The sequence below is a fragment of the Halobacillus litoralis genome (assembly GCF_020171725.1).
GTDB lineage: Bacteria > Bacillota > Bacilli > Bacillales > Halobacillaceae > Halobacillus > Halobacillus litoralis_F.
Genome location: NZ_JAIVAJ010000007.1, coordinates 279,486 through 300,739 on the forward strand (window position 1 = coordinate 279,486; position 21,254 = coordinate 300,739).

Annotated in this window: 19 protein-coding genes; 4 read left to right on the top strand and 15 right to left on the bottom strand. The window is 45.8% G+C overall.

Annotated features, from left to right (window positions below; genetic code table 11):
- The first annotated feature begins 27 nt into the window (after window positions 1-27).
- Window positions 28-1,770: a hypothetical protein gene (locus tag LCM20_RS15910; protein WP_225196472.1), complete on the top strand. Its 1,743-nt coding sequence runs from the start codon at window positions 28-30 to the stop codon at window positions 1,768-1,770.
- 45 nt (window positions 1,771-1,815) lie between these two features.
- Here the strand turns inward: LCM20_RS15910 and LCM20_RS15915 are convergent, their stop codons facing one another.
- From LCM20_RS15915 to LCM20_RS15925, 3 genes are all read right to left on the bottom strand, one after another.
- Window positions 1,816-3,069, bottom strand: a complete 1,254-nt coding sequence (locus LCM20_RS15915; RefSeq protein WP_225196473.1) for a DNA cytosine methyltransferase — start codon at window positions 3,067-3,069, stop codon at window positions 1,816-1,818.
- 194 nt (window positions 3,070-3,263) lie between these two features.
- Window positions 3,264-3,725, bottom strand: a complete 462-nt coding sequence (locus tag LCM20_RS15920) for an NUDIX hydrolase (protein ID WP_225196474.1) — start codon at window positions 3,723-3,725, stop codon at window positions 3,264-3,266.
- Window positions 3,718-4,545 (bottom strand): GNAT family N-acetyltransferase, encoded by an 828-nt coding sequence (locus LCM20_RS15925; RefSeq protein WP_225196475.1) that lies wholly within the window; start codon window positions 4,543-4,545, stop codon window positions 3,718-3,720. Before LCM20_RS15925 ends, LCM20_RS15920 begins: the two co-directional genes overlap by 8 nt.
- Before the next feature lie 123 nt (window positions 4,546-4,668).
- Here LCM20_RS15925 and LCM20_RS15930 point away from each other — a divergent pair, with 123 nt between their 5' ends.
- A complete protein-coding gene (locus LCM20_RS15930; protein ID WP_225196476.1) occupies window positions 4,669-5,973 on the top strand; it encodes a cytochrome P450 in 1,305 nt (434 codons plus the stop codon).
- Window positions 5,974-6,003: 30 nt separating this feature from the next.
- On the opposite strand, the gene LCM20_RS15935 is transcribed toward LCM20_RS15930, so the two are convergent.
- The 9 genes from LCM20_RS15935 to LCM20_RS15975 all read right to left on the bottom strand — a co-directional run bounded on the left by LCM20_RS15935 (window position 6,004) and on the right by LCM20_RS15975 (window position 17,937).
- A complete protein-coding gene (locus LCM20_RS15935; protein WP_225196477.1) occupies window positions 6,004-6,582 on the bottom strand; it encodes a DUF624 domain-containing protein in 579 nt (192 codons plus the stop codon).
- Window positions 6,583-6,598: 16 nt separating this feature from the next.
- Window positions 6,599-7,975, bottom strand: a complete 1,377-nt coding sequence (locus LCM20_RS15940; protein ID WP_225196478.1) for a glycoside hydrolase family 32 protein — start codon at window positions 7,973-7,975, stop codon at window positions 6,599-6,601.
- Between the two features lie 13 nt (window positions 7,976-7,988).
- Entirely contained in the window at window positions 7,989-8,834 is an 846-nt protein-coding gene (locus LCM20_RS15945; RefSeq protein WP_225196479.1) for a carbohydrate ABC transporter permease, read from the bottom strand.
- 12 nt (window positions 8,835-8,846) lie between these two features.
- The gene (locus tag LCM20_RS15950; protein WP_225196480.1) at window positions 8,847-9,659 is read right to left on the bottom strand and encodes a carbohydrate ABC transporter permease; all 813 of its coding nucleotides are present in this window, start codon (window positions 9,657-9,659) and stop codon (window positions 8,847-8,849) included.
- Between the two features lie 167 nt (window positions 9,660-9,826).
- Window positions 9,827-11,098, bottom strand: a complete 1,272-nt coding sequence (locus tag LCM20_RS15955) for an ABC transporter substrate-binding protein (RefSeq protein ID WP_225196481.1) — start codon at window positions 11,096-11,098, stop codon at window positions 9,827-9,829.
- A 159-nt stretch (window positions 11,099-11,257) separates the two neighbouring features.
- Window positions 11,258-12,379, bottom strand: coding sequence for a response regulator (locus LCM20_RS15960; RefSeq protein WP_225196482.1), 1,122 nt, complete (start codon window positions 12,377-12,379; stop codon window positions 11,258-11,260).
- Window positions 12,376-13,929: a sensor histidine kinase gene (locus LCM20_RS15965; protein WP_412098006.1), complete on the bottom strand. Its 1,554-nt coding sequence runs from the start codon at window positions 13,927-13,929 to the stop codon at window positions 12,376-12,378. The genes LCM20_RS15960 and LCM20_RS15965 overlap by 4 nt, the downstream gene beginning before the upstream one ends.
- A 152-nt stretch (window positions 13,930-14,081) precedes the next feature.
- A complete protein-coding gene (locus LCM20_RS15970) occupies window positions 14,082-15,326 on the bottom strand; it encodes an ABC transporter substrate-binding protein (RefSeq protein WP_225196483.1) in 1,245 nt (414 codons plus the stop codon).
- A 487-nt stretch (window positions 15,327-15,813) separates the two neighbouring features.
- On the bottom strand, window positions 15,814-17,937 hold the full coding sequence (locus tag LCM20_RS15975) for an ATP-dependent helicase (RefSeq protein WP_225196484.1): 2,124 nt from the start codon (window positions 17,935-17,937) through the stop codon (window positions 15,814-15,816).
- A 134-nt stretch (window positions 17,938-18,071) separates the two neighbouring features.
- On the opposite strand from LCM20_RS15975, the gene LCM20_RS15980 reads away from it, so the two are divergent.
- The gene (locus LCM20_RS15980) at window positions 18,072-18,680 is read left to right on the top strand and encodes a hypothetical protein (protein ID WP_225196485.1); all 609 of its coding nucleotides are present in this window, start codon (window positions 18,072-18,074) and stop codon (window positions 18,678-18,680) included.
- 94 nt (window positions 18,681-18,774) lie between these two features.
- Window positions 18,775-18,876 (top strand): YjcZ family sporulation protein, encoded by a 102-nt coding sequence (locus LCM20_RS15985; RefSeq protein WP_225196486.1) that lies wholly within the window; start codon window positions 18,775-18,777, stop codon window positions 18,874-18,876.
- A gap of 604 nt (window positions 18,877-19,480) precedes the next feature.
- Here the strand turns inward: LCM20_RS15985 and LCM20_RS15990 are convergent.
- The 3 genes from LCM20_RS15990 to LCM20_RS16000 form a co-directional block, all read right to left on the bottom strand.
- Complete coding sequence (locus LCM20_RS15990) at window positions 19,481-20,683, bottom strand: S8 family peptidase (RefSeq protein WP_225196487.1); 1,203 nt, start codon at window positions 20,681-20,683, stop codon at window positions 19,481-19,483.
- 180 nt (window positions 20,684-20,863) lie between these two features.
- Window positions 20,864-21,133: a helix-turn-helix domain-containing protein gene (locus LCM20_RS15995; protein WP_225196488.1), complete on the bottom strand. Its 270-nt coding sequence runs from the start codon at window positions 21,131-21,133 to the stop codon at window positions 20,864-20,866.
- 20 nt (window positions 21,134-21,153) lie between these two features.
- The coding region (locus LCM20_RS16000; protein ID WP_225196502.1) for an IS3 family transposase at window positions 21,154-21,254 on the bottom strand (101 nt) is incomplete at its 5' end.

A 21,254-nucleotide genomic window follows, 5' to 3' on the forward strand; every position in this document is an offset into this window, starting at 1 on the left:
TATAATACTGGTACTAGGGGGAGTTCGATGAGTGAACATAAAAAAAGTGGTGATCAGCACGTTAAGCAAGTGGCATCGTACATAAAAAAGCTGGTTAAAGATGAGAACCCTCATTCAATTATTACAGAGGACAAGCTTGCCTACGAGACTGCTCAATACATTTATAAACGATTTCCTGCTGCGACATCGATTTATACCAAATTTGAAAAAGACGGTGCCCCTGATCATTTTCCAGATCTAATGATTCGTGAGAACCAAGATGAAACTGAGGTTAACTTGTTTAAGGTAAAAGGCAATGGGATTGTTCAACCAAAAAATTTGGGAGCAAAAAGCTTTTTAAAGCAATATTTCAAATCTGAAACTCTGCAAAAGAAATTCAATCGCTTCTTTGAAGAAAGCCATCGTAAGTTCTTCATTGAAATCCTCATTGAATTACAAGGATACAAGAGTGCTCAATTAAATACTCTTAGTATCAGGCAACTGAAACAGCACGTTAAGAAGCATTACCAGTCTTTCACCGATGAGCTTGAGCCCTATCGTGAGAAGTTCTTATCGGGTATTAGGGACTACTGTTTTTCAATCTTCATAGAAGAATATAACGAAGGGTCGGAGGGTTTCAAGACGGCTTTTAACGCCCTATTGATGCCAAATGCATTAAATGTGATTTCCAGATATAAGAAAGATGGCGAAACTCTTCGTATTGAAACATTTGAACCTGGGGAATATCAGTCTCATGATGTTTCAATTCATAAAAGAGGCGGATACTCTTTGTCACTCGGCTACCATAGTATCGCCCTTAATCTGCGTTTTAAATTCGAGAGCTCACCGTTGTCCTCTATTAAACTCGCTACAAGCTACGAGGAGTTACCGAGTCCTGATGAAAGCCAAGTCACCAACTTAAAAACGGTTCAAGAGTTTGAAAATTTTGTAAGTAATCACAACGAAACCGAAAAGGAAAACAAGAGTAATGCAATTGGGAAGTGCAACGAAGCTGCTGTACAATACGCTATCATTAAAAACTATCCAAGCGTCATACAAGTTACTGAGGATGAATGTATAGGTGTGTTGAGAACTTATGCCCCAAGAGTAGCTCAAAAAGAATTATTCAATATCATGAAGACCGCGCAGATTGCTATGGATGAGCTTAATCATTTTCTAACAAAACTGTATTCTGATTACAAGTTGGAAAGCGTTCAGCTGACAGGTGATTCATATATAGAAGATACGAATGAAACTGGGGATATCAAGATTCTGATCCGGAGTCAGAATCGCTATTATGAAGAAAGCTTTTCACTGAAAGCGTATCAAAGAACCTTGGCGAAGATTACATCTAAAAATCCCGGTGCTGGCCAAATCCTTGGAGAAAAGTACTTTGATGTAGGAACGTTGAAACCTTTACTTAAAAATCTTAAAGAGAATTACGAACCAGCAAATAGACAACAGTCTCTGGAGACAGTCTCTGAACGCATTGGTGAAGCCTTGTCCGAGGCGGCAAATGAGAAACTAATTAAAGGCGTCCAAGCACTACTGGGGACAAGACCACTTATTATCAGCTTCTATTTGGAACAGAAAGCACATGTCGTGGAACACGGAAAAGTCAATGGCAAAATAACCGTTTTAAGAGATACTCCCACTTCTATTCAAAATCGTTTAACCTGGAATAATGCTAAAGAAGAGCTTGATCTACGAATCAAATTTGGTTCAGGCGGGCAACATGGATGGTCATCTATGAAACTTGCCTGTGACTATAAAATAAAGGAACACTTGTAGAAACTAAAAAATCACCTGGTCACTCTTTGACTCAGGTGATTTTTATTACAATAAAGAGAATTGGAACGGTTGTTTGGAGTGGCTGACAGCATACTCTGCAATAGGCTTCGCGATCTCCTTCGCCAATTTCACAGGAACCGCATTTCCAATTTGTTTGTAAGCTTTGTTTATTTGACTATTTAAGCTAATCGAATTATTTTGACCAGTACTGAAAGAGTACCAATCCGGGAATGTTTGAATCCGTGCTGCTTCCTTTACAGAAAGCCGACGATGGTTCTCTTCCCCATCAGGGAAAATCCATTCGTCCTTGTCGATTTTCTCCATCGGGTTCCCACCAGGATGCAAGGGTGCTTGCCTTCCACTCGCCTGAATCGTAAAGCTCTGTTCATCCCAAGTCTTTTTCCGGTTTCGGCTCATATACATCGTAGAATACCCACCAGTGTAATACGGACCAGGATCATTCTCCAAGTCTCCGATTGCATCCTTCAGCGTGACGTAATCTAACAATTCAGGTGCGTCTCCATGAGTGGGTTCAGGAAATTCATATACAAAATCCAAGTCTTTCCTTACCCCTACTAGGAAAACTCTCTCTCTTAATTGGGGGACTCCATAATCCCTAGCATTGACAAGCTTTGAATAGACTCTATATCCTGCTGCTTCAAAATCTTGGACAATTTGCTCGAACACCTGACCATTTGCAAGCGTCAGCATCCCTTTTACATTTTCAGCTACAAAGAACTCCGGCTGGGTCTGGATAAGTGAACGTATGAATTGGATGTATAAGAAGTTCCGGTCATCATCCACTAAGCGAGGACCAGCACCACTGAAACCTGGACACGGGAAACCACCAAGTACAATGTTACTTGCCGGGAATTGATTGACCTTACAAACGTCTTTATTGTGCAGGAACGTGTGTGGAGACATATTCAGTCCATAAGTCTCCAGAGCCTCTTTAAAGAAATCATTAGCATAGGCTGTATGAAAGATGTTTCTCATTCCAAGCTCTGAAAATGTTTTACGGTCTTCAAAAGCCTTTCGTGCACTTTCTTTTCCATGAACAGCTTCTAAACCAGCTAATTCAAAGCCTAAGTCAAGTCCACCTGCCCCACAAAACAGGCTGGTAATGTTATATTTTTCTTTACTCAATTGGATATCTTCAATATCAAAGTCACTTTCTGTTTCGACTGCCTTCTTTTTGGCCTCTTCGATCTTGTTCATTAATACTCGCTGGACTTCATTGGCATCATAGTTTGAAGCAGGCTTGTATTTTCCACGCCCTCTTTGGTTCACTTTAACCATCAGTAAGCCCCTTTCTAAGTCATAAAAGACTACACGAACGTTTGTTCTCATTTATAATATCATAGTTTTATTTCACAAAGCACGTACTTTGTTTCGTAACTTACAAATATTCATTTCACTTTACAAACAATTTTCTATTATATCATTCATTTTGTCTATAATAAAATCCATTCAAATCATGCCATATTTTACAATCAACGAACGACTCCTCGTTTTCCCTCTATGTAATCCAATAGAGCATCCCTGTGCTGCTGATTAACTAGTTCTGGCATGTCATCTGGACGAAAGAATTGCAGCTCAATTGTCTCTTTGTCATGAGCTGATAACTCTCCTCCTAATACTTTAAGCTCAAAGAAGTAAGCAATGGTCTGTGCCTGGTCTCCGTTCGGGTACTCATCAAAATACTTTGAATAGATCCCGATCAGCTTGGTCAACTCTACTTTGAGACCTGTTTCTTCCTGTACTTCACGTTTGACGGCTTCCTCGACAGACTCTCCTAATTCGAGTGCTCCTCCCGGGAACCCCCAGACTCCTTTATCCGCGCGCTTCTGTAGTAAAATTTCACCTTGGTCATTCACCACGCAGCCTCCGGCGAAGTTTAGAATGATCGGGTCGTGTCCGACTTTGCTGCGAATCCATTTTATGTAATCAACCATGATTAAACTCCTTCTTCATCCAGACCTGCTCTATGACGGGTTCGTTTTCTCTGGATTGATACCTTTCATAGATTGGATGTTGATGGGGCACGTTGAAGGCCGCCACGCGCCAGCCTGCAAAATGGGTTTCCAGTGCTGAAAGAAGGGCGTCATAGTGGCCGAATCCGTCCAAGGCCTGCAGCTGGAACAGGGTCATGATTTTATTGGGCTGCTTGGAAAGCACGGCGTATCCAACAGCCTCTTCCCCTTCTTTGATGACGTAGATCTCTCTTCCATCCACAAACGGCACTTTATTCTGCCATGGGACCGGCTCCTCTTCTACTCCGAGCGCCTTCCACTCGATGATGGACACGTGGTGAACGGTACAGGAGGATTCCGTTGATTCGAATTTCATCCTGAGCGTCGACAGCCGATCGCACACTTTGTACCCGAACCTTTCGTACAAACGGATTGCCCCGTCATTGTCCGAGATCGCTTCAAGCGTCGAGACCTCTACTCCCTTCTCATTGAAAAGGTCCACCGATTTCTGGATCAGCTCCCTTCCTACACCTTTGCTTCGGTAATCGGGATGAACGGCCGTCCCTCCGTTGTACGAGGTCTTTTTCCCGTCGATTTGTTGAATGCTGTTTAAAATGATGCCGACCGGGCGATCGTCATCGTATGCCACGAAGGAATATTCGGGCGACAGCTTCTTAGAGGCTAAAGTCTGGATAAAGGCCTCCATGTCCATCTGAATATTCACCGCGTAATCTTGGAATCCTTCGTTCATGGCCGTTAACGCTTCTTGTAGCGGGACGTTCTGCATAAATCGTAGTTTCATAGTCCTTCCTCCTCTAAAAATAAGTTCGCTACCTTCCTTAAGGATTCCTCTTTGGAAAAGTTTGTGGCGTCTCTCCCATGGGTACATGAAGGTAATATCTACATAATTTAAGGAGCTGAACCCATGACTAAACAAATTCCTAAAGCAGAAGGTTTCGACAATACGCTTTCTCTCATCAACGACGGTTTTCATTTCTTCATCGATCGTCATAAACAGCTGGGCACGAATATCTTTGAGACGCGCCTGATCGGGCGGAAGGCGGTCTGCATCGTCGGCGAAGAAGCGTCGAGGATTTTTTATGATACGGAGAAATTCAAGCGCGAAGGGGCGATGCCGAAGCCGCTGAAGATGTCGTTGTTTGGTGAAGGCAGTCTGCATGGCATGGACGGGGAAGCGCACCGTCACCGGAAGCGCACGTTTCTTTCGATGTTCACGCCGGACCGGGTGGAGGAGATGAAGCAGATTGCGCTGAAGGAGCTGGACCGTAAGGCGGAAGAATGGACGGGGCGCGACAAGGTGATTTTATTTGACGAATTCCAAGAGATCTTGACGCGGGCTGGCTGTGCGTGGGCGGGTGTGCCGCTTCACGAGGATGAGGTGGAAGTCCGGACGCGGGAGATGGTTCAGATGGTGGAGTCGTTCGGGGGTTCGCTGTCGCGCTTCCAGGACGGGAAAAAGGCGCGGGAAAGCCACGAGGCGTGGTTGAAGGGGATCATCAAGGATGTGCGCAAGGGCAGGCTTCAGCCTGAGCCGTACACGGCGGCTTACATTATGGCGCATCACCGTGAGCCGGACGGGAAGCTGTGGGATGTGGAGACGGCGGCGGTCGAGCTGAGTAATTCGTTCCGCCCGCTGCTTGCGACGGTGCACCTGCTCGTCCTCGGGATGGTGGCGATGCATGAGCATCCGGACGCGCATGCCCGGTTAAAAAAAGACGAGGGGTTATACAGTCACTGGTTCGCCCAGGAAACGCGCCGGTTCTACCCGTTTGTGCCCGCGATGATTGCCAAGGTGCAGAAGAATTTCCTGTGGCAGGGCTATGAATTCAAGAAAAATACGCGGGTCGTGCTGGATTTGTATGGCACGAACCGCCACCCGGACAGCTGGGAATATCCGAATGCGTTCATTCCGGAGCGGTTCGACGGCTGGAAAGGCAGCCCGTTTTCGTTTGTGCCGCAGGGCGGCGGCGATCATCACACAGGACACCGCTGTGCGGGTGAGTGGCTGACGGTGATTGTGATGAGTTCGTTCTTTGAGTTTTTGGCGAAGAATGTGGCGTTTGATGTGCCGGATCAGGATCTTTCGTTTTCAATGGAACGGATGCCGACGTCGCCTGTGAGTGGGTTTGAGATTTCGAATGTGCGGAAGAAGGATGGGTATGAGGAAACGCTGGGTGAATTGAATCAGGGGTTTGCGGCTAGGCGTTAAAACACACCCCGACATGTAAGAGTGTCGGGGTTACGAATTAACGGATCGTAGGTAAAGCTTAAAAGTAATCAGATTGACGATTACGACAACGGCAATCACTAAGACAGGCATAATATAAATAATCGTAGCTCCTGTAATCCATATTAAAATTGTTGATAAGGACGTTTGGGCGTTATAGAAGGCCTTCACAAAAGAAAACTTAATGAGTTGAATCCCTCTCACCGACTGATGAACAAATGAAGGAAAGAAAAAGACACTCGTGATCAAGTAAATAAAACTTGCGATTCCAGTCAGGGAGAGTAATAACGTTTGAATAGGGTGGTCAATTTGATAGAAAATGATTAGATCCATCATCAAGAGAATGCCGAACCCGATCCATAGCGTACTGAGCCACCCTGTTCTGCAATATTCTTTAAAAGCTGCAACATATGCTTTCAACACCGTGTCATCATTTTCTATTTCCCAATTTTGAATCACCTTGACCATCGCTAATGTGGAAGGTCCAATAGTGAGGACAGGCAAGGATGCCAGGAACCAAAGGGCACCCAGTATTAAGAAGTTCATCGTTTTACTCAATACGGTTGATAGTTTTCCATCCATTGCGAACATCCTCGCACCTCCTCTTTCAAATTTCACTTATAGCCTTCTGTGTATCAATGAGGCCCATCTCCAACTCTACTACATCCGATGCGGCATGGAGTGTGATTGTCAATTCGTCCCCTTTTATATATGCGATTTCTGACATTGCATGTGCACCACCATTTAGAAAAAGTTCAATTGATCCTTCATCGATGATCAATTGGATTTCTTCAATTGACTCCACCGTCATCGAATCGACACTTGGGAATACTTTTGAAAACGTCGTCTCTGAACTTTTCGTGCGGTCCATCTGAACTACCTGTTCTTCTGAATCGAAACGAATGTCTACTTTTCCATCGTCCCCTCCAACTGTCAAAGTGAACGCAGAGGCATCGTTTTTTAACAATGCGATTAAGCTTATCTGCTTAGAGGAAGTCAAAGTTTCAGAATGACCCGGCTGAAGTTGAACGTCCTTCGTCAAGTTTTCATTCTGTATTGGACTAAGAGAAATTGGTTTTTGAATGAGCCTGCCTTTTTTAAGACTCAGCACTCTCGGAATCGACATCGTGCCCCTGAATGGTTGAGTCGGTACCTCATTTGCATATTCCCAGTTGTTCATCCATCCGATCCATAAGGGTTCTTCCGTCCCGCTCCAGGTGACAGCTGCGTAAAAGTCTCGACCATAGTCGGCCCATTTAATTTCGTCTTGTGGCTGATCACAGTTGAAACGTTCTCCATCAAATTCACCTGTGAAGTATTGAATCGCTGAGCCTCCATTTGGTCCTCCAGGGTTGATACTTACAATCAGTACCCACTTATCGTCAAACCGAATTAAATCCGGGCATTCCCACACCCCGCCATGCGCACCATATTCTTGCCCAAACGACGAGAGGTACGTCCATTCAAGGAGGTTCTCAGAACGATAAAATTGAATATGGTCTCCACATGCGAGTGACATGACCCAATGGTTCTTAAACCTCGTAACCTTCGGATCTCTAAAGTCCTCGAGACCAGGGTTTCGGATGACAGGATTGCTTTGATGTTTCTCCCACGTTCGTCCTTTGTCTGTTGAGAAGGCAACTCCTTGAGTTTCATGGCCCTCTTTATGGTAGGTAAAAAGAGCGACCATCACTTTCTGTTCCCCTTCCTGAAGCCCAGTTGTATTGTCATCATCCACCACGACGCTCCCTGAGAAAATCATGCCGTTCTCGTCTGGATATAGGGCAATGGGGAGGTGCTCCCAGTGAAGCAAATCCCGACTAACGGCATGCCCCCAGTGCATCGGTCCCCAGATGCGGCTTTCTGGATGGTGTTGATAAAAAAGGTGATACTCTCCATCTAAATAACACAATCCATTTGGGTCGTTCATCCAGTTCTTTTCTGGACTAAAATGGAACGCTGGACGATAATTTGTTTCGTTCATCTGCAACCCCTCCTTATCCTTTCACTCCACTTGATGTAATGCCTTGAACATAATAACGTTGGAAGAACAGGAAGATCAGAACGACCGGTATAGTCGTGAGCGTCAAGGCCGCCATAATCTGTCCATACTCAATGTTATTGTCGGTAAATAGATACTGTATGCCTACTTGCACGGTCCTAATTGAATCATCTGTTGCGACAATCAACGGCCACATGAAGTCGCTCCAATGGGTAACGAAAGCCAAGATGGCAGCTGTCGCAAATACAGGCTTTGAATTGGGAACAACAATCTTCCAAAAGACTTGGAACGGGTTCGCTCCATCAATCTGAGCCGCTTCCTCCAGTTCATTCGGAATGCCTTTAAAAAATTGAATGAAAAGGAATATGCTGAAGGCTTCTGCTATGAATGGGACAATAAGCGATGGATATTCGTTGATCCACCCGAAGCTGTTCACAACGACATAAAGCGGGATCAGTACACTTTCAAACGGCACGACATATAACGCAATAATAACAACCAGAATCAATCCGCTTCCAGGGAACTTCAATTTCACAAGAGCGTAAGCACATAGAGCGTTCACAACTGTTCCAAGCAGCACGATCATTCCGACTGAAAATAGACTGTTCCACATGTAACGGAGAAAATTAACACTGTCATCAAACAAGATCGATGCGTAGTTATCAAGCGTCGCCTGCCTGGGAATTAAAGACTGCAGCCCCATGTCTTTAAAAATCAGGGTCTCTGGCTTGACAGAGGCGACGATCATCCACAGAAGAGGAGAAATAAATAAGATTCCGAGAAGTACAATTCCAATTGATAGCGCGAGTTTCTTTGCTTTATTTTTCGCTTTCCGATCCATCCTTCTTCCCTCCTATTGTTTCAATACTTTCTTCAAAATTAATGAAATCGTCAGCACAACCAGGAAGAACACAACAGCGATGGCAGAAGAATAACCGACGTCCCTGAACTGGAACCCATTCTCATACAACATAAAGACAAGAGTCTTTGTTGAATCGCTCGGTCCTCCGTTTGTCATGACATAGGGTTGGATGAACAACCGGAAGGCCTGAATGGTCGTTATCATCAATACAAAGCCCGTTACATTCTTTAAGGAAGGCAGTGTCACGTTCCAGAATTTCTGAAAGGCATTGGCGCCATCGATATCTGCTGCTTCATACAATGTTTCTGGGACATCTTTTAGTCCGGCAAGAAAGATCATCATCTGAAAACCTGCTCCCTGCCAAACGGACATAAATATAATGGAGTTCATCGCCTGTCCTTCGCTAAGTAAGAAAGGTTGGTCCGGGATGCCCAAGAAGTTCAAGCCGCTGTTGATTAAACCGCTATCGACGTTGTAAAGGAATGTCCACAGAATGGCAACGACAACCATGGATGTAACGACAGGACTGAAGAAGAATACTCTTCCGATGACAGCCGTCTTCACTTTTTTATTCACTAAAATAGCAAGCCCTAATGCGACGGCACACTGTAACGGCACTACAACGGCCGAGAAGTACATCGTATTTTTCAGAGCTGTGAAGAACACAGCATCTTGAAATAACCTTGCGTAATTGTTAAGCCCAGTGAATGTTTTGCCGTCTGGGTTCAACATATTATATTCCATAAAGCTGTACACAAAGGCCAAACCGACGGGAAGGATCAAGAATGTAAACAACAATATCAAAGCAGGTAAAGAAAAAAGAAAGCCGAGCCACCTTTTTTGCTGCTTGTAGGTTAGGGAAAGGCCAATTGATCGTCTTTGTTGAATTTTACCGGACAACCATTCCATTATGTGTCACCTCTCTTTAAAAATGTATTGGGAACTTGGCGGGAAACCGCCAAGTTCACCCCTTATTTCACACCTTTACGTTCTAAATCCTTCTCTACTTCGTCAGCTACTTTATCCAATTCTTCTTGAACATCCCCACCTAGGAATATATTTTGGACAGCCTGACCGTACTTCGTCGTTAAGACTGGATAAGATGGTGTTGTCGGACGGGGATGAGCCGTGTTTAAGACTTGATCTTTCAATACATTTAAAGGCTCCTCGTTCCACTCTTCCATAGACTCAAAGGATGAGATACGTGCAGCAGGTTTATTTTCAACTTGAGAGATTTTTACGATATTTTCTTCATTCATCATGTAATTCAACAGAGTTGCCGCTTCTTCTTTATGCTCTGTATTGGTCGATATTCCCCAGTTCCAGTCACCGGACGGAGATACCTGATCACCGTTCGGGCTCTTCGGATAATACGTAATGCCCCAATTTGTTTCTGGATAGTCTTGAAGTTTCGCCCACTCCCACGATCCCATCAGCATCATTGCCGCGTTGCCATCTTCAAATTCTGTAGGTGTAGGTTGCAGGTTAACTAAACCTTCTTCTGTAAACTTCTTCAAATATTCGACGGCCTCCACTGTTTCGGGTCCGTTTACATACCCTTCAACTGCTGAACCATCATCTGCAATGAACTGTCCACCATTGCTCCAAACAGTCGGTCCTGTGAAGTAAATGATCCACTCCCCATAGTCCAACGTCCAGTTGACACCATAGATTCCTTTTTCTTTATCCGTCAGTTGCTGTGCTGCATTATAAAATTCATCCCATGTCCACGCTTCCTCACCCGCTTTTGGAGGTTGAATTCCTGCTTCGTTTAGCATGTCAGCATTGTAGAATAACGCTACGGTCGACTCAGTAGGACCTACCGTATAGAGTTGGTCATTGTAAGTACCTTGCTGAATGATCGAGTCTACAAAATCTTCCTGATTCTCTACTAACCCATCAATAGGCTGAATGATTCCGGAGTCAGCGTAGTTCGCAACATTGGGTCCGTCTAAGGCAAGTAAGTCTGGAAGAGTACTGCTAGTAGCTCCCGCCGACACTTTATCTTCGTATGCATATTTGTTTCCACGTGGGATAAAAGTAGCCTCTGCTTGAATCTCTCCAGCATACTCTTTGTTAAATTCTTCAATAATTTCTTTATAGGCTTCCGATGTATCGCCTTCCGGATGCCAAAGGGATAATTTGACCGCTCCCCCTTCTCCAGAAGCTTCTTCGCCCGAACTGCATCCAATCAAAACACCTGCAAACAATACAAACAATAAAGACAAGTACCCTTTCTTCATTTTTGTTGCCTCCCTTTTTATAAAGCGTTTTCATAACCTAATAGTATGATAATGAAAGCGCTTTTTATATGAGGCATTCCTGTGATTGATGTTGAAATAATTACACTGCATTCTGATGATTTGCAACAAATCAAAAAGCCCTCGCATTGAGCGAGGGCTTCAGGATTGGTGTTGCTTTCTATATTGTGTGGGCGTGACCCCTAGCGTTTTTTTGAACACCTGGCTGAAGTAACGCTGGTCGGTGTACCCCACTTTCTCAGCGATTCTATATGTTTCAAGTTCTGAAGTCGTGAGCAGGAGACAGGCGTGGTCCATTCTGGTTCTTCTAAGGTATTCCAAGAAAGTCATGTGATATTTCTTCTTGAAGAGCTGGCTGAAATAACTTACACTCACTCCGACCTCGTCGGCTACTTGGTCGATGCTTAAGTCTTCTTGAAATTGGCGGGATACGATTTCCGCAGCCTGATCGACGGCATCAATCGCAGACGTTCTTGCCCCGTACCTTTTATCCACCAGCGACTTTGTCAGCACGCGTTCTTGTGCAAAAGAGGAAAATTTCAAGATAGACTCCGCTTCTTCGAAAGATTTCTTACAGTCCATAATTCCACGAACGGCACGACCAATTGCGAATATGACGTTTCTTGAAGATGCCACCATCTCACTAGCTAGACGTTCAGCTTGTTCAACTAACGCTCCTTGTTCCTCTCCTCGGAGAACAAGAAACATATGGGTTGGGTTCAATGGATAGGAATAGACCTTAATATCAGACGAAGGAGGTACGTCCATTTCATGATCCGAATCCTTCACTACCATCACAACATAGGAGAATGGACTTTCCTCATCCACAACATTTGTCCCCTTCATGATGCGTTCAAACAAAGCCTGTTTTTCCCACTGTTCCTCTTTCAAGTGAATCTCGTCCACAGCCTTTTGAATACAAGATTCCAATTCTTCGTAATCAATCGGCTTCAGGAAATAATCTAGGGCATTATATTTTAACCCTTCTCTTGCGTAAGAGAACTCATCGTATCCACTAAGGAGAATAGCAAGAGGTGGTGACTTCCAATCGTGAATAGTCTTTAATACCTCCACCCCTGTCATCTTTGGCATCGAAATGTCGGTCAGCAGTAAATCGATTGGCTCATTCTTCAAGATATCGATAATGTCCATACCATTTTTTGCTGTAGCGACCACTTCACATCCAAGATCCTCCCAATGGATGATGCTCGTTAAATTTTTTAAAATCAGAGGTTCGTCGTCTGCAATCATGACTCGAATCATTCCGGCTTCCTCCTCCCAATAGGAAACGACATCTTGATAATCGTTCCTTGATTCTCTTCGGCACACACCATTAAACCAAATGTATACCCGTAATAAAGTTGAAGTCTTTTGTGGACATTTAGAAGGCCGTGCCCTAAAGGTTCACTACCTTTTCTATTCAAACTCTCTAAGACCTCACGTGACACTCCACAACCATTGTCTTCAACAAATATGAACCCTCGTCCCTCATGAGCATGACCACGGATCTTAATCTCTCCGCTCATTTCTTCGGTAAAGGCATATTTAATACTATTCTCAACCAAAGGCTGCAAGACAAGCTTTAAGATCCATTCCTGTTTAAGTGATCCGTCAATATCCACTTGAAAATCGAAACGATGATCGAAACGGATTTTTTGAATTTCTAAATAACTGGTCACGTGACGAAGTTCCTCCTTCACAGTCACTTCAAAATCACCATTTATACTAATTCTAAGTAATTTTCCCAGGTTGATGGTCATTCGACTGATATCTTTCTGTCCGTTCATGGCAGCCATAGCATTGATGGATTCTAACGTATTGTACAAGAAGTGAGGATTGATCTGCTCTTGCAGCACTTGGAACTGAGCTTCACGTTTATCCTCTTGTTCCCTTCTCACATCTTCAATCAGATGACGTATTCTTCCGATCATTTTATTGAAGCCTTTGGAAATGTTCCGGAGTTCCCGTAATTGGAACGCCCCCATTTCCACATCCAAGGACCCTCCCTCTACCTGCTTCATACGAATGAGAGACTCTTGAATGAATTGAGAGATTCTTCGCAGATAAAAGATATTGAATAAAAGGGCTAAGAGAATCGCAACTGCTAGGAGGGCGATTGTCGTGTTCCGAATTAAAAAGACTTCACTAGCCAATACGTCCCACCGTTGGATTGATACCAACATTAGTGAATCATGACGAAACGTTTGAAAGCTTGATGGGACGTATGTAACCAAGCTTTGGTACCCACCTGATTCCGTCAAGAAATACCCAGGTTGATTGCTGTTTAAAGAAGTGATATCCAAGTTGTCCCCTATTTGTTCATAATCCTTTGCATACAAGATTTCACCTTCAGGTGTTGCAATGAACTCTTCTGTCGAAAAAAGTTCGTCAAACAACTGCATCTTGATGTTTATTATCAAATATCCTAAGTTTTCTAACGTATCAATGTCTTTAATGACACGCCCCTGTGTCAACAGGAATTCCCCTTCATCGGCCCATCCCTGATTATCCAATGGCGACAACCACACTGGTCTTCCTTTTTGTTCAATAAGCCCTCTATGAAAAGGGGAAGTAACGAAACGACTGAAGCTAGGAATGGAAGATTCCTTTAGATGAACGACTTGCCCTTCTTGGGCGTAAACCGTAAAATCGTCTACTTGAGCGTTTCCGTACATTAGCCCAGCCATCGACTGTTGCTCATTATACACCTCGATAATCGATTCTGAATCTTCATCTTCTAAGAAGGATTGGATCTCATTAGAAGAGATCACAAAATCCGAGAACGTATTCACCTCAGAAATAGATTTCTGCATATTACGATCGACAGCCTTCAGTGTCTGCACAGTCTGTTCACTAATATTCGATTGTAAAGTGGTAGAGGATATTGAATAGGAAATTCCCCCTATCAAAGCTATAGGGAGCAAGACGAACCCGACAAAAGCAAGAAGCATCTTCGTTCTGAAACTCATGGGCGTTCACCACTGTCCTGCTCATATTTCTCAAACATATTCTCTAAGTTGGATAAGTAGGCCTTACTATCTTGATGGATTAAAAATTCTAGCGTGTACTTCCTGTAATCGGCTTCTGCTGCGGTCCCACCGTCCCAATAATGGTTCGGCCAGTTTACCGATTCATCGGCACGAAGCTTCTTCTCAAGTACCTTTACCTCCTCACGTTCTACCATAACTCCTTCTATCGTGCTGATAGATCCTTCATAGTTTGAAAGCTTGGATGCCTGATCTTTTTGAATCAAAAAGGAAAGAAATTTTTTCGCTTCTTCAGGGTGCTCAGTGGCCGACGAGATGGCAATACCAATGTCCACTCCCCCAAGCACAGGATGCTGTTCAGACTGATCTGCTGGGAAAGGGAAAATGCCATACTCCAATTCAGGGTTTACTTCATCGATCAAAGGCAATGCCCATGTTCCCATCACCATCATAGATCCTTGCTCTTTTGCAAACTTCTCAATAGCATCTTGATAGCTATCCTCAAAGGCATCAGCTTGTGTAAAAGGTAGAACTTGAAGTGTTTTCTCTGCCAGCTCATTCCACTGTGGGTCATTCACAATCTCATAGTCCCTTTTCTCCCAGTACTCTTGAGAGAAAGCATTTGCTACGAAATTCAGTGTGAACACACTTGTCTGCTCTACATCTCCGTTTGGCATGATAAACGGCGTGTACCCTTCGTCCTCCATCTGATGCATCGTGTCGATCCATTCTTCCCAAGTAGACGGAACGGATAAATTCAGCTTTTCAAAATGGCGCTTGTTATACAGAACGCCTACAGCATTTTGTGTCAAAGCGGCTCCGTACATCCTCCCGTCTACAAGATAGCGGTCTTGAATATGAGATTCAATATCCTTTAAAAACGGCTCATCCGTTAAATCCTCTAGATACCCCTTTCTTGCACGGATGAGATAATCCTCTTCAATGGGGTAAGTAATAAACAAGTCTGGAACATCCCCACGAGCCATTCTTGTCTTCAAGACCGTCATCCCTCTCGGCACTACGACTTGCTGAATATCGATTCCGTTGTTTTTAAACTCAAATTCTTCAATCAACGTCTCGAATACCGCTTCTGTCTCTACTTTTGGACTGTAAAACTCTAATACGACCTTGTCCTCTCCAGAAGTCACTTGCTCCGGCTCGCTGGAACAAGCCGTTATAAAACAGAACAAAATGACTACCATCCGTATCCCCCATTTTCCCATTGGCTTCACTCCAGCTGTTTAGTATTCCTTTCATTATAGAGGGAATGATCTGAAAATTGAAAGGGCATTCAGTAAAAACCCAAAGAATCAGGTTTGATGGTGCTCTGGGAATTTGCATAAAGAAAGAGACAGTTGGCCTGCCTCTTTTCTAACCATGTATCTAATTATACGTTCCAATTATAAAAAGAAGATCATCGACATCTTTCACTCTGACGCCGGTAGAAGGTCGATTATTTCGACGTTTCTTGCTCTCACTTCTTCCGAAACGTCGGTTATCTCACTTTTATCGACGCTTCCTGCTCTCCTCACTGCCAAAACGTCGATTATCTCGGTTTTATCGACGTTTTGACCTCTCCACACTGCCGAAACGTCGGTTATATCCTTTTAATCTACGTTTCTTGCTTTCACCACTGCTAAAACGTCGTTTATATCTTTTTTATCGACGTTTCTGCCTCCCGCCACTGAAGAAACGTCGATAAAACCTCTTTCAGGCCTTCTGCAGCAGTCCGTTGTCGATGCAGACGTCGACAAGGAGTTCTTTGTAGCCGGCTTCCTCGAACTGGATGCCCATGGAGTCGCCGCCGTATTCGGTGATGAGGCCGGGGCCGAATTTGCGGTGGATGACTTCGAGTCCGAGTTCGATGTCGTCCTGGGTCAGACCGCCTGCTGCGGCGGCCTCTGCGGGCTTCAGGATGCGTCTGACGTTGGTGACGAAAATGGATTCGGTCAGCCGTTCGTTTGCTTTGTACTGGTACGTGAGCAGTTCGAGATGGGTGCGGGCCCGGGTCATGCCGACGTAGAAGAGGCGGACGGCTTCTTCCATCTGGTCGGTGTCTTTTTTTCGGAAGCGTTCCATGTCGTCGTCGGATGGGATGACGCCGTTGACGAGGTCGATCATGAAGACGCGGTCGTATTCGAGTCCTTTGGCGCTGTGGAAGGTGGACAGCGTCAGGCGGCTTGTGCCTTTGTTGTACTTGGATGTCTGGATGATGTTTTCGAGTTCTTTCAGCCTGTAGGCGAAGTCCTTCAGGGTGCCGAGGCCTTCTGCGATGTTCTCTAAGATACTGAGCGTGCTGAACAGCTGGTCGAGCTGGAAGCCGAATTTCTCGGCCATTTTTTTGATGGCGGCGTCGTAACCGAGCTTCTCGCGAATCGTCCGGATGGCGCGGTCTGGTGCCATGTCGTTCATGTCACGGATTGTCTTCTTCACGCGTGGCAGCGCCTTTTCCTGATAGGACGGGATGTCTGAATCCAGCAGCCGGTCGAAGACGGACTTCTCGCTCTGTTGTTTCTTCAGAAAAGCGATCTGCGCTTTCGAGATGTAGGCGTTGCACTTCGTGTGAATGCGTTCGAGAATGTCTGTGCGCTTGTCGTTATAGGACAGGCGCATGAAGTTCAGGATGTCTTCGACGACCCAGTGTTTGAAAAATTTCGGGTCGATGTCTTTCATATAGAAGTCGATGCCGGATTTCTCGAGCTTGTCCGCGAGCGGGACGGCGGATGTGTTGTTGCGATAGAGCACGGCGATGTCTTCGTCTCCACTGTTCTGAATGGCGTGAAGGACGTGCTGCAACTGCTCATCGTACGTCCGGGTGCTTTTGATCTGGATCGCCTCTCCACTGTCGTTGTCTGTGAACATCTCCTTCTCATATCGCTTCTCGTTGCGCTTGATGAATTGATTGGAGGCGCCCACTATCTCGGGTGTCGAGCGGTAATTCTGCGACATCGTCAACACGGCCGCGCCGGGATAACTTTTTTCAAACTGAAGAAGTTTGGTGACGTCGGATCCGCGCCAGGCGAAGATGGACTGGTCGTCATCGGCTACGACGCAGATGTTGGCGGCGGGGCCTGCGATGAGTTCGACGATTTCGTGCTGGACGAGTGAGTTGTCCTGGCTTTCGTCGGTGAGCAGGTATTCGAACTGCTGCTGGTACTTGGCGAGCATGCCGGCGTCTTCGTCGAGAATCTTGTGGCAGTAGGTAAGCATGTCGTCGAAGTCCAGGAGGAGCGGGTCGTGTGATTTTTTGAACCGCTCGTAGGCTTTGTAGATGGTGGCGGCCTGGTTGACGCTGCATTCGATACTGTCCAGGTCTTTGTGCTGGACCATTCTGTTTTTGACGAGGCTGATGTAGGTCATCAGTTCGTCCATCTCTTCTTCTGAGATCTGCTTGCCACTCGTTTCCCAGTAGAGTTTCTTCAATATGAACTTTTTGTGGAGCGGAACGTTCGGGCCGTCCCATCCTTTCTTCAGCTCTTCGTCGCTGATACTGCCTTCGATGAGCTGATACGGTACGCGGGATGCGTTCAGGGACTCGCGCACGACTTGGAAGGCGAAGCTGTGGATGGTTGAAAAATGGACCTTCTCGTTCGTGACGGTCGAGAAGAAACGGTCGAAGCGCTCGGACATGTCGCGTGCGGCCGCTTTACTGAACGTGACGGCCATGATACGGTCTGCGGGTACTTGTTTTTCAAGCAGCAGATAGCCGATTTTCATATTGAGTGTCGTCGTTTTTCCGGATCCAGGTGAAGCCAGTAAGAGCAACGGGCCGTCCGTGTGTGTGACGGCTTGCTTCTGGACGTCGTTTAGTCTTACTCCCGTCACCTGTTCCATCTTGTCAAAAAATTGTCCACTCATCCCTCGATTCTCCTCCCATTTTTTTCTACAGCGGTTTATAATAATCTAGAAAACTACTCACGCATCATATCATTTTTTGAGGGAGAGAACACGTCGTTATGAGATATTTTATGTCATTTTTGGTTTCGTTTGCTTCATTCTTCGTGCTGCAGGCTTTTGATTTGCTATCGGTATGGAGCATCGCAGGCGTCTTTATTTTGATTATGGCCGTCCTCTTTATCCCCCTATTATTCACTACGATGTTTGAGACCGATGTCGATAAGGTCGAACGGTTTTTATTAAGGAATAAAAAGAATCTGAACTTCTATATGATTTATGCGCTCGCTCATCAAGAGGACGACCAGGTAAAGAATCTAACAGAAAAGCTGATTAAAAAGTCCAAAAACCCTACGCGAAAAGCGTTGTATCAAGTGGTCGAGGCGCTTTATTTTGATGATGTAGTCAAGGCGAAGGCGCAGCTTGAACAGATTACGCTTGCGGAATACCGTGCCTATTATGAGGCGGCGGTGCTGTTGAAGGAAGGTCATGTCGAAGAAGCCCGGGTGCTCGCGGGGCAGTTCAAGAAGCCTTGGATGAGAGAAACGGTGCTTGCCGAGGTGGAAAAGGAGTCCGGAAATCCGGATGCCGGACAGAAGCATATGGAGAAGGCGATCGAGTCGTGCCGTGGTCTGCAGCGCTATACGTTACATAAAACCTATGAGCGCGACTTCGCAAGTTGACCTGATAATTTCGCAGGTCGGGACATCCGCCCTTCCCCCTCCCTCCCCCTGACATATCTTATAATTATGTCTCGTAAAAAAAGGGGGTGGAATCATGGGTGCAGGATATGGTGCAGGATCTGGATTCGCGCTGATTGTCGTTCTTTTCATCCTCCTAGTTATTATTGGAGCTTCTTACGTTGGAGGTGGATTCTAAGATTACGAATCTCATCGCTTTTTAGAAGCAGCCAATAGGAATGGTGAAGGCTGGGACATTCGTGTTTCAGCCTAAAAAAGCCCGGATGGTGCATTCGTACATGAATGCATCGTCCGGGCTTTTTTGGCCGCCATTCTTGTGATCTTACAGCCTTTTGATTGGATGGTTTTCTTGAAAAAGAGATATGGGACTGTGGTTATTCGTATCCGAGGTGTGCTGTCCCAATAAATGAGTAATGGGACTGGTAGACTCCTGGATGCGGAGCGGCTTGTCCCAATCAGAGAGAATTGGGACTGTGAGTCGCGCGTATGCAGCGCAGGCTGTCCCGATAAGACGGAATTGGGACTAGCAGACACTCGCAGGCAGAGCAGGTTGTCCCGATAAAAAATTATTGAGACTGACAGACTCTCGTATTCAGAGAGGCTGTCCCAATCAGAGAGTAAACGAGATCCACCTCTCCTTCAGTCCTATTAGAATGGATAACAGAGATTCTGTTTCCACTAATCGTCGCAAATCACGGTTCACTGCTCCCCGCAGCAGAACCTCCACATAGCAAAACCCCGCTTCTCTACGAAGCGGGGCGGGGAGAGGTCATTCTTTTTTCTTAGTATTGTACAGCGTCAAGAGAGTTGATGACACCGTGCTCGAAGTAGTAGCCTGTTCCGCTGATCGGATCCGCTGTTTGCTCGATGGCTGAACGGATGTCAGAGTTGGAGCGGCCTTGGGAAGCAAGGAGTCCGGCAAGTCCCGCTACGTGTGGGGCTGCCATGGACGTACCAGACTTATACGCGTATCCGCCGTTCGGGACAGTGGAGGCGATGGAGACACCTGGTGCCGTTACATCGACCCACGTTCCGAAGTTCGAGAAGGATGCGACGTTGTTGGAGCTGTCGACAGCACCGACGGCAATCGCATTGGCGTAGGAAGCAGGCTCGAACGTTGTGGACACGCCATCGTTACCGGCAGCGGCGATGACGACAGAGCCTTTGCTCCACGCATAGTCGACGGCGTTTTCAAGCGTCTGCGTATCACAGTTACATCCTAGAGAAAGGTTGATGACTTCTGCACCTGTATCCGCAGAGTAACGGATCGCATCGGCGATGTCGTTCAGAGAACCGTTTCCTTGTGCGTTCAAGGCACGAACGGCAAGGATTTTCGTATCAGGAGCCATACCTGCGACACCTGCGCCGTTATTCGTTTCAGCGGCTGCTGTTCCGGCAACGTGTGTACCGTGGCTGTTCAAGTCCATTGGATCGTAGTCGTTGTCGACGAAGTCATAGCCGAGAATCGTTTTCCCGTCCAGGTCAGGGTGGTTGTAGTCGACACCGGAATCGATGATGGCGATTTCCTGGCTGCTGCTACCCTGTGTGATGTCCCAGGCAGCTGGTGTGCTCGTGTTTTGTGGACCGTATTGGTATCCACTGTAGTAAGTATCATTTGGCGTGAACGCCGCTTCGAAAATGTAGTTCGGCTCTGCGTATTCGACATTCGGGTTCTTGTTCAACGCTTTGACGACCGCTTCTACGTTTCCGACTTTAAGTACTTTGACCTTGGAATCGACGACCTTTTCACTTTCATCGATGACTTCAGCACCGAACTTGTTCAGCTGGCTCTTCGCCATCTTACTGTTCGATTTGAATTTAACAACGACTTCGCCTTTCTTATACTTCCCGACCTCTTCGGTCACGTTGATCTTCGTCTCCTTCTTCGGAGCGTCGACCTGTGGGGCCGCGAAGGCCGTAGTCGTGGTTGGCAGGATGGCGAGTGTGGCAGCGATGGACAATGTAGCGAGTTTTTTGAACTTCAAATTCTATTCCTCCTTAAAAAGATATACTCTAGGTATTCTTAAAAATCGGAGGATTTCCTGCTAAATCGGGGTTGGGATAGTGACCCTAAATATACACCCTTAAAGACAGGTTTTGAGGGCCAACTATCCCAAGTGCCAAAACGCTGTTCAAGCTGGCTATTCCGTTTTCGGTATGGTATTTTAAGAGACTTCCGCGTTGTAGCCTCTGCCGCGGATGTTGCGGATACGTAGCCACGGATCGACCTTCTTCCGGAGGCGGTAGAGAACGGTGTTCAACTCCTCAGAACTTGGCGGGTCAGCCATTCGTACCGGCCATATATGGTTCATCAGCTGCTGTTTCGAGATGTAGGGACCTTCCTGAACAAGGAGGGCTTCCAAGCAGGCGTACTCTTTCGGAGTCAGCTTCACCCGGTTCCCTTCCACCACCCATTCACATTGCAGCGGGTCCAACTTGGATTGTCAACACAAAATTAGACAACTTTTTTAAGGTTCTTCTGTTTGTATTCGACCGGGGTAAGGTAGTCTAATGTCCCGTGAATTCGAATGTTATTGTACCAGTGGACATAATCAA